Genomic DNA, 8,571 nt, shown 5'->3' with positions numbered 1-8,571 from the left:
CCGCCCGAATCCTGCACCACCAGGTGGCTGTAGGATTTGTGGTAGTCGACGCCGATATGGTATTCATAGGACGCAGTCATGCTTCCAACTCCCGTGTTGAAGATCTCCAAAACCCCAACAGGATTAAGCCGACAGGCTGGAAGCGTGACTGTCCCTCGATCATCACCTGCATCTCAGTGATCCGTTCTCTCAGTGGGCGGGCGCTCTTTCATGCCACCTCCTTGGCAGCGCCCGGTTAGACGGCCGGCAGCGCCGATAACGTGCAAACTGATTGCGCAGCAGGACTGGACGTGCAGAGCACCTCCTCTTGCTGGTTCCTGTAAGACGCAGGCGCCAGCGGAAAGCCGACACCGAAATTTGCAGGATTTTGTAACTATTGCAGGTTCGCTTGGGCGTCGCTCGCGGCACGCCTTCAACCCGTCTGGATCCAACCCACTTGATTGTGCCTCGAAGGTCCTCTCTGTTGTCCCGTGCCGTTCGAGCAATAGATAGAGGCCGAAGCACTGTTGGGGGAGTGACAAGTGTGACGGGATTTCGATGGATTCGCTGATTACCGCGGCAGGCCAGGCGCTGGCCGCTGGTGACCTCCTCGGCGTGCTGAAGCGGGTCGCCTTGCGCGACGACCCGCCGGCGCTGGCGCTCCGCGGCATCGCGATGGCTCAGCTCGGAGATCTCGGCCGCGCCAAGACGCTGTTGAAGGCGGCGGCGCGCGGCTTCGGCCCGAAAGAGGCCGTGGCCCGCGCGCGATGCATCGTTGCCGAAGCGGAGATCGCCATCGTCTCGCGCGATCTCTCCTGGCCGATGAAGGCGCTCGACGCAGCCCGCGCGACGCTCGAAGCCCATGGCGACCACCTCAATGCCGCGCACGCCCGCAATCTGGGCGCCCGCCGCCTGCTGCTGATCGGCCGTCTCGACGAGGCCGAACAGATGCTTGCCGGTATCGATCCAGGCCGGCTGACTCCACCGGCGAGAGCCACGCACGAGCTCGCGATTGCCGGCCTCGCCGTTCGACGATTGCAAACCGCTTCGGCGGCCAGCGCCTTCACCCGGGCGACTGAAGCGGCGCGAGCAACCGGCATAGCGGCGCTGGTCGCGGAAGTCGAAGGCGCGGCGCTTGTCCTGAAGACGCCGGCGGCCCGGCTTCTGACCAGGGGAGGCGAACGCCTGCTGCTGCTCGACGACGTCGAAGCCCTGCTCAACTCCGGTACCCTGGTGGTCGATGCATGCCGAAACATCATCCGGCGCGAGGCCTCCGCCGTTTCGCTTGCAACACGGCCGGTACTCTTCGCGCTGGCGCGTGCTCTCGCAGAGGCGTGGCCGGCCGATGTCTCGCGGCGCGCCTTGCTCGCCCGTGCCTTTGGCGCGAAACATGTCGACGAATCCCACCGGGCACGATTGAGGGTCGAGATCGGACGGCTTCGCGACGAACTCCGCGCATTCGCGGATATCAGCGCGACCAGCGACGGCTTCCGGCTGGCTCCGCGTGGCGACCACGCGGTCGTGGTGCTTGCACCGCCGGTCGACGATCGGCATGCGGCGATGCTGGCGCTTCTTGGCGACGGCGAGGCATGGTCGAGCTCCGCTCTCGCCATCGCGCTCGATGCCAGCCCGCGCACGGTGCAACGGGCGCTCGAAGAGCTCTCCTCGGAAGGTAAGGTTCTGCCGGTCGGCCGCGGGCGGGCGCGACGCTGGGTGATCCCGCCTGTGCCCACATTCCCGACAGTCTTGTTACTCCCCGGTCCACTGCCAAGCGATTAGGATTGAGACCATGAAACGATCCGAAGCCGAAATCCTCCGCGAATATGGCCCCTTCCCTGGCGCCGACCACATCCATGGCGTCACCTTCGACGGTCGGAACATCTGGTTTGCCTCCGGCGACAAGATCAATGCCCTCGATCCGGAAAGCGGGAACCCGGTGCGCTCGATCGATGTCGCGGCGCATGCCGGTACCGCCTTTGACGGCAAGCATCTGTTCCAGATCGCCGAGGACCGCATCCAGAAGATCGATCCCGAGAGCGGCCGCGTGCTGGCAACGATCCCGGCACCGGGCGGCGGCGGCGATTCCGGCCTTGCCTGGGCGGAGGGAACCCTTTGGGTCGGGCAGCACCGAGGTCGGAGGATCCATCAGATCGATCCCGAAACCGGCGCAATCCTGCGCACCATCGAATCCAAGCGCGTCGTGACGGGCGTCACCTGGGTCGACGGAGAGCTCTGGCACGGCACCTGGGAAGGCGACGACAGCGACTTGAGGCGCGTCGACCCCGAGACGGGGTCGGTGCTCGAGCGGATCGTGATGCCATCAGGCGCCGGTGTCTCGGGGCTGGAGTCCGATGGCGGCGAGCGCTTCTTCTGCGGCGGCGGCGGGAGCGGAACGATCCGGGCCGTCCGCCGGCCGAAGAAGCATGCTCCCTAGGTTCATCCCTCAGCGCAAGGTCTCCAGCCTGGCCGCTCGTCGAGCAAGCAGCTTGGCGGCCAGCGCCAGCGCCGCAAGCGCGAGGCCGAGTGCGCTGACGCCCGGCCAGGAGCCATAGCTCCAGGCGGCGAAGGACAGGGCCGAACCCGCCGCTCCCCCAAGAAACATGCTGGTCATGAAGACCGTGTTGATACGGCTGCGCGCCGCGGGCTCGAGCGCATAGATGATGTGCTGGTTGGCAATCAGCGCGACCTGGATGCCGATATCAAGCACGATGACGCCAACCACCAGTCCGGCGATCGAGGCCCAGGCTCCGAGTACGACCCAGGCAGCGAGCGTCAGAGCCGCCCCGAACCAGACGACGGACCGCGGATCTCGCCGATCCGCCATCCTGCCGGCGACCGGTGCCGCAAAGACGCCGATTGCCCCGACAATGCCGAACAGACCGGCGGCATCGGCGCCCAGATTGAAACGCGGCGTCGCAAGATAAAGCGCGAGCACGGTCCAGAATGCCGTAAAGGATGCGAAAAGCGCCGCCTGCACCATCGAAGCGAGACGGAGCGCGGGCTCGCGCCGCCAAAGAGTGGCGAGCGAGGCCAGGGCTTCGCGATAGGACAAACGCAATGCCGGGCGCAAATCCGGCAAGGTCCGAAACATCAGGAACGAAGCTGCAAGTGCGAGTGGCACACTTGCCCAGAACATCTCTCGCCAGCCGGCATGGGCCCCGACAAAGCCGGAGACCGTGCGGCTGAGCAGGATGCCGGTCAAAACTCCGGCCATGACCGTGCCGATCGCCGCCCCGCGTTTGTCAGGCGTGGACAGCATCGCAGCGATCGGGACGATCTGCTGCGCGACGGTGGCGCTGGCTCCAAGCAGCACCGAGGTGGCGATCAGCAAGAACGGCGACGGGGCCAAAGCCGCGGCGGTCGCGGCTATCGCGATCGCCAGGAACTGCCCGACGATAAGTCGTCTGCGCCGGACGATATCGCCGAGCGGCAATAGAAGCAGCAGCCCGAGCGCGTAGCCGAGTTGCGTCGCCGTCGGAAGCAGGCCGACGGCCGCCTCGCCAGGAAACTCGGCTTCGATGAGCCCCAGCAATGGCTGATTATAGTAGATGTTTGCAACCGCGATGCCGCTGGCGACCGCCATGGCGTAGATGCGGGTTCGCCCGAGGCCGGAATGCTTCGTTTCATGGGTAACCATTTCACTTGCCCTTCTCACTGGAGAGATGGGCTTGATCTATCGCCTTATCGAAATTCGCTGTAGTGTCGCCATCATAAATAGCAGAATATCGGATTTCGATACAATGGACCTCGACGAAGTCCTCGTCTTCACCGCAGCGGCAAGCGGCGGCAGCCTCGCCGAGGCCGCGCGACGGCTTGGCATCACCCCCATGATCGCAACCCGGCGGCTCGCCTCCTTGGAGCAGGCGCTTGGCGTCCGGCTGATGCACCGCACGACCCGCTCACTGTCGCTGACGCCAGAGGGCGAAACCTTTCTGCCCTATGCCCAGGGTCTGCTCGAAACCGAACAGCAGGCGCGAACGCTCCTGAGGGGTGACGGGGACGGAGCGACCGGTCTCCTGCGCGTCTCGGCGCCGGTTGCCTTCTCGATCAAGCTGATTGCTCCGCTCATGCCTTCGCTGCTTGATGATCACCCGGGGCTCAAGGTCTCGCTCGATATGAGCGACACAATGCCTGACCTGGTGGCATCGGGCATTGATCTGGCGATCCGCGTCGCGCGTTTGAAAGATAGCAGTTTGATCGCCAAAAAACTGGCCGAAAACCCGCGTTCCCTCGTCGCCTCGCCATCCTATGTCGAAAAGCATGGGAGCCCGCGGACCAGTGGCGATCTCATCAATCATCAATGCCTGCCGCTGCACGGCGTCAGCCATTGGACCTTTCTGAGCGCCGGGGTCGAGAGGCATGTGCGGCTGCAGAGCCGCTTTTCGTCGACAAGCATCGAAGGATGCCATGCGGCCTGCCTCGCTGGTGCCGGCATCACCCTACTCTCCGACTGGAATATCGCCGACGATCTCGATGCAGGTCGGCTGACACGCATTCGCCTCGAAGATGCGGCGCCCGAGACATTGGCGATCTGGGCCGTCTACCCGACGACGAAGCTTGTCGCACCCAAGGTACGCGTCTTCATCGACCGGTTGATGGGGGCACTTGGCAAAACCGCGAAGGGAAACGCTTGAACGACAGAACCCGCACCGCGATCAACACGGTGCGGGCACCAAGATTTGTCCCGGCACGGTCCGCGGTAACCGAGACGCCGCGGATCATGCCAGCCCTTTAGGCCTTGATGAAGGCAAGCAGGTCAGGATTGATGACATCGGCATGGGTCGTCAGCATTCCATGTGGATACCCTTCATAGACCTTGAGGGTGCCGTTCTTCAGGAGCTTGACGGCAAGCCGCGCCGAATCGTCGATCGGAACGATCTGATCGTCGTCGCCATGCATGACCAGCGTCGGCACATCGATCGCCTTGAGGTCCTCGGTGAAGTCGGTTTCCGAGAAAGCCTTGATGCCCTCGTAATGCGCCTTGGCGCTGCCCATCATGCCCTGCCGCCACCAGTTCTGGATGACGCCTTCCGATGTTTCAGTCCCCGGTCGGTTGAAGCCGTAGAAGGGACCCGCTGGAACATCGCGGAAGAACTGAGCGCGATTGGCGGCAAGCGCGGAACGGAAGCCATCGAATACCTCGATCGGCAGGCCACCGGGATTGTTCGCGGTCCTCACCATGATCGGCGGAACGGCACCGACCATGATCAGCTTGGCGACCCGTCCCGCACCGTGGCGTGCAACGTAAGCCGCCGCCTCGCCGCCACCCGTGGAGTGACCGATGTGGACGGCATCACTGAGTTCGAGCTTGAGGACCAGTGCCGCGACGTCCTTCGCATAGTGCGCGATATCATGACCTTCGCTCACCTGTGCAGAGCGCCCATGACCGCGGCGGTCGTGAGCAATGACGCGATAGCCCTTGTTGACGAAATAGAGCATCTGCGCGTCCCAATCGTCTGCCGACAACGGCCAGCCATGGTGAAAGACGATTGGCTGGCCCGAGCCCCAATCCTTGTAGAAGATATCGACGCCGTCTTCAGTCCTGACGAAGTTTTCGGTCATGGGAACGCTTCCTTTGCTTGGGTTCTAGTGTTTGTGTCTTCCTGGCACGTTCCGCGGCGCCGGATGGACGCCATGGAACGCAACCCACGTCAACCGAGCTGCGGCCGGTTGATCGCGAGAAGGTGGTGTACGGCCGGCGCCGCCGGCCCTTTGTGAAAACGACGAACATCTTCCTGGACATCGGCATCGGCCTTGGACACGCGCTTGTGCTGGCGCAGATGTTCGGCCCAGGACTCGACCATGAACCACTCAACCATGCGGCCGGTGTCAGACGCGTCCTCGGTGACGCCCCAGCCATAGGCGCCATCACGGCGGCGCTCATGCGACAGGCGGGCGATCGCCTTCAGGAATTCGGAGCGGTCCGCCTTGTCGACCGTGTATTCGATGAGCACGAGGACGGGGCCGCGGTCGTGTTCGACCGGCTCGCTTGTCAGCGGCTCCGGCCAATGGTTGGAGGGAATGAGGTCCGCCTCGCCCTTCGGCAGTTTCATGGCGTGGAAGACGACCCCGACGCAGAGAAGGCCGATAGCAGCCACCGCCAGGGTGAAGGGCACGCCGATCGCTTCGGCGATGGCGCCCCAGGCCAGGCTGCCACCGGTCATCGCCCCGTTGAAGACGGTGAGGTAGACAGCGAGCGTGCGCCCGCGCACCCAATTGGGAAGGATGGCCTGCGCGGTGCTGTTGAGCGTCGTCAGCGCCGTGATCCAGGCGGCACCGCAAACGAGCAACGCGACAACCGCCACCCATTGCGCCGGCGCGAGGGAGAGCACGCCCATCACCGCGGCCGTGAGCACCGCGGAAAGCAAAAGCAGCCCGTCGGTATCCATCCGGGCACGCAGGCGCGGCATCACCAGCGCGCCGCCGATCGCACCCGCGCCGACGGCACCGAGCAGGATGCCGTAGAAGCTGGCGCCACCGCCGAGAAGCTGGCGGGCGACCAACGGCAGCAGGGCCCAGATCGCGCTCGAAAATGCGAAGAACACGGCGGCACGCAGCAGGACCACATGCAGCTCGCGACTGGCGCGTGCGTAGCGCAACCCCGCCCGGAAGGCGCCAAAGAAGCGTTCCGCCAGAACGTCGTCCTCCGATACACCGCGCCGCCACCACAGGAGCGCCGCGATCACGAAGACATAGCTGATGACATCGACGCCATAGGTGACGGCTGCTCCGGACCAGGCGAGCAGCAGGCCGCCAAACGCCGGACCGATCGCGCGGGCGATGTTGATGCCGAGCGAATTCAGCGCCACGGCGCCCTTGACGTCCTGCCTCGAGACGAGCTCAGGCACGATCGCCTGCCAGGTGGGGGCGACCAGGGCCGCCCCTATGCCGCCGACGAAGGTCAGCGCGATCAGCGAGCTCACGGACTGCAGGCCCGTGGCGGAGAGAAACAGCAGACAGAGGCTCGTCAATGCGAGCAGAAACTGCACCAGGATCAGGAATTTGCGCCGATCGAGAATATCCGAGAGAACCCCTGCAGGAATGGCGAGCAGGAAGATCGGCAGGGTCGCCGCCGCCTGGACCATGGAAACGGCGGCCGGCGTCGCCGACAGGTCGGTAACGAGCCAGGAGCTGGCGACATCACGGATGAAACTGCCGGTATTGCCGATGATCGTCGCCACCCACAGGACCGCAAAGACCTTCTGCCGCAACGGCGCAAACGTCCCTGCGCCCTCTTTCGCTGCCGTCATTGCCCAGCCTTTCCTGCGGATGCCCGTTCACGAAGATCGTAGCAGGCGACGAGCAGGAAGGCACCGCTGAGGCCTATATGCTCGAAGAAGCCGTTCGTCGCCATCGCACGCTCCATGCCGGGCGGAAGCTCCCAGAAGCGAAACGCGAGGAAGGTGGCGGCAAGCGTGAAAGCCGCAAGCGCGCTGGCAGCCGCCCAACGATAGAAACCTATGAGAATGAGGGCCGACATCAGAAGCTCGAAAACGATGACCCCGACGGCAAAGAGCGGCGCCGGATGCAGGCCGAAGTGATCCATCTCGGCAAGCGCACCCGGAAAGTCGAAGATCTTCGTCAGCGGCCCCTGGATATAGGCCGAGCAAAGCGCCAACAGGCCGACGAAGACGATCCATCGCCCGGCGTGGCTTGGCCGCAGGCGGGCAGCGAGATGTTTTTCGAGAGAAGACAGGCTCAGCATTTTGTTTCCTTGTTAGACGGTCTTCGACTTAACGGGCGGCTTGGCCGCCTTCATCGCGTTTGCGGCCATTTCGAATTGCTGAACGCGGTCCGCGAAATGCCCTTGTAATAGGCACCCGCCTTCGGCGGCGATTGGTTCACCACGACCCTCGCCCAGGAGGGTCGCTTGTTATCTTTTGCGGGTGCACCATCGTCGCCGAGTGCGGCCGACGAAGCGATCAGGATGGAGGCCGCCAATGCGGCGGCGCTGACGATCGTTTTCATTTTGCGCCCTTCCACTATCGTCACACGGCCCAGCAGGAGCAGCCGAGTGCGCCGAAGAAGCCCTTGAGATCGGCGATCGGCAGCTTTGACGTCCAGGCGCCGGCATGGTCGTGTCCATGCACGCCGCAATTGCTGGCGCAGCCGCACGCGGTGATCGCCGTGCGGCGGAGCGAGTTCTTGCCGGCACCATCGGGCTCGCCCCAGGCGGCATAACCGCCGAAGGTGCGAACCGGCGACCAGTCGGGCATCGCCGGTGGCACCGGGTTCTCGTCGTGGGAAGCGAAGTCGCCGGCCGCATAGACGACCTTGCCGCCGACCATCGTCAGCTCCGAGGTCAGGAACGAGATCTCGTCCTCGGCGCAGGCGAAGTAGTCCTTGTTCGGCACGATCAGGTCGGCAAACTGTCCCGTCCTCGATCCGGCCCTTCTTGCCTTCTTCGTTCGAGAACCACTGCACCTTCTCGGTCCACATCCTCAGCGCCGTCTCGCGATCAAGGCAGTTGGCGCGCGGATAGAGCTGCAGGCCGCCGATAGTCTTGCCGGTCACCATCCACGACAGCGAGACCCAAGGGTTATAGGAGGCGACGCGGGTGGCATCGGTACCGGCGGACACGTTGACGCCCTT

At 64.3% G+C, this 8,571-nt stretch carries 8 protein-coding genes and 1 pseudogene; 3 read left to right on the top strand and 6 right to left on the bottom strand.

Features of this window, described 5'->3' with window-relative positions:
* The first annotated feature begins 537 nt into the window (after positions 1-537).
* Together BLU35_RS34725 and BLU35_RS34720 are read left to right on the top strand one after the other, a co-directional pair.
* Positions 538-1,758, top strand: coding sequence for a helix-turn-helix domain-containing protein (locus BLU35_RS34725; protein WP_093236518.1), 1,221 nt, complete (start codon positions 538-540; stop codon positions 1,756-1,758).
* A 10-nt stretch (positions 1,759-1,768) separates the two neighbouring features.
* On the top strand, positions 1,769-2,413 hold the full coding sequence (locus BLU35_RS34720) for a Vgb family protein (protein WP_065376609.1): 645 nt from the start codon (positions 1,769-1,771) through the stop codon (positions 2,411-2,413).
* Positions 2,414-2,422: 9 nt separating this feature from the next.
* Here the strand turns inward: BLU35_RS34720 and BLU35_RS34715 are convergent, their stop codons facing one another.
* Positions 2,423-3,616, bottom strand: coding sequence for an MFS transporter (locus BLU35_RS34715; RefSeq protein ID WP_093236517.1), 1,194 nt, complete (start codon positions 3,614-3,616; stop codon positions 2,423-2,425).
* 103 nt (positions 3,617-3,719) lie between these two features.
* Between BLU35_RS34715 and BLU35_RS34710 the strand changes: the two genes are divergently transcribed.
* Positions 3,720-4,613: a LysR family transcriptional regulator gene (locus BLU35_RS34710; RefSeq protein ID WP_093236519.1), complete on the top strand. Its 894-nt coding sequence runs from the start codon at positions 3,720-3,722 to the stop codon at positions 4,611-4,613.
* A gap of 97 nt (positions 4,614-4,710) precedes the next feature.
* Here BLU35_RS34710 and BLU35_RS34705 read toward each other — a convergent pair whose 3' ends face one another.
* From BLU35_RS34705 to BLU35_RS34685, 5 genes and pseudogenes are all read right to left on the bottom strand, one after another.
* Positions 4,711-5,541, bottom strand: coding sequence for an alpha/beta fold hydrolase (locus BLU35_RS34705; protein ID WP_093236516.1), 831 nt, complete (start codon positions 5,539-5,541; stop codon positions 4,711-4,713).
* An 89-nt stretch (positions 5,542-5,630) separates the two neighbouring features.
* Positions 5,631-7,229: an MFS transporter gene (locus BLU35_RS34700; RefSeq protein WP_093236515.1), complete on the bottom strand. Its 1,599-nt coding sequence runs from the start codon at positions 7,227-7,229 to the stop codon at positions 5,631-5,633.
* Positions 7,226-7,684 (bottom strand): DoxX family protein, encoded by a 459-nt coding sequence (locus BLU35_RS34695; protein ID WP_082640674.1) that lies wholly within the window; start codon positions 7,682-7,684, stop codon positions 7,226-7,228. Before BLU35_RS34695 ends, BLU35_RS34700 begins: the two co-directional genes overlap by 4 nt.
* A gap of 50 nt (positions 7,685-7,734) precedes the next feature.
* A complete protein-coding gene (locus BLU35_RS34690; RefSeq protein ID WP_093236514.1) occupies positions 7,735-7,947 on the bottom strand; it encodes a hypothetical protein in 213 nt (70 codons plus the stop codon).
* Positions 7,948-7,967: 20 nt separating this feature from the next.
* Positions 7,968-8,571, bottom strand: a pseudogene (locus BLU35_RS34685) (amidohydrolase family protein); the annotation flags it as partial.

This window comes from Sinorhizobium sp. NFACC03, from assembly GCF_900103435.1.
Classification (GTDB): Bacteria; Pseudomonadota; Alphaproteobacteria; order Rhizobiales; family Rhizobiaceae; genus Ensifer.
The sequence above is the reverse complement of the archived record's forward strand: the minus strand, read 5'-3'. Positions and strand labels throughout refer to the sequence as shown.

Excerpts from the sequence above, each read along its gene's own strand:
- BLU35_RS34725 (WP_093236518.1), top strand. The coding sequence starts at position 538 with ATGGATTCGCTGATTACCGCGGCAGGCCAGGCGCTGGCCGCTGGTGAC.
- BLU35_RS34720 (WP_065376609.1), top strand. The coding sequence starts at position 1,769 with ATGAAACGATCCGAAGCCGAAATCCTCCGCGAATATGGCCCCTTCCCT.
- BLU35_RS34715 (WP_093236517.1), bottom strand. The coding sequence starts at position 3,616 with ATGGTTACCCATGAAACGAAGCATTCCGGCCTCGGGCGAACCCGCATC.
- BLU35_RS34710 (WP_093236519.1), top strand. The coding sequence starts at position 3,720 with ATGGACCTCGACGAAGTCCTCGTCTTCACCGCAGCGGCAAGCGGCGGC.
- BLU35_RS34705 (WP_093236516.1), bottom strand. The coding sequence starts at position 5,541 with ATGACCGAAAACTTCGTCAGGACTGAAGACGGCGTCGATATCTTCTAC.
- BLU35_RS34700 (WP_093236515.1), bottom strand. The coding sequence starts at position 7,229 with ATGACGGCAGCGAAAGAGGGCGCAGGGACGTTTGCGCCGTTGCGGCAG.
- BLU35_RS34695 (WP_082640674.1), bottom strand. The coding sequence starts at position 7,684 with ATGCTGAGCCTGTCTTCTCTCGAAAAACATCTCGCTGCCCGCCTGCGG.
- BLU35_RS34690 (WP_093236514.1), bottom strand. The coding sequence starts at position 7,947 with ATGAAAACGATCGTCAGCGCCGCCGCATTGGCGGCCTCCATCCTGATC.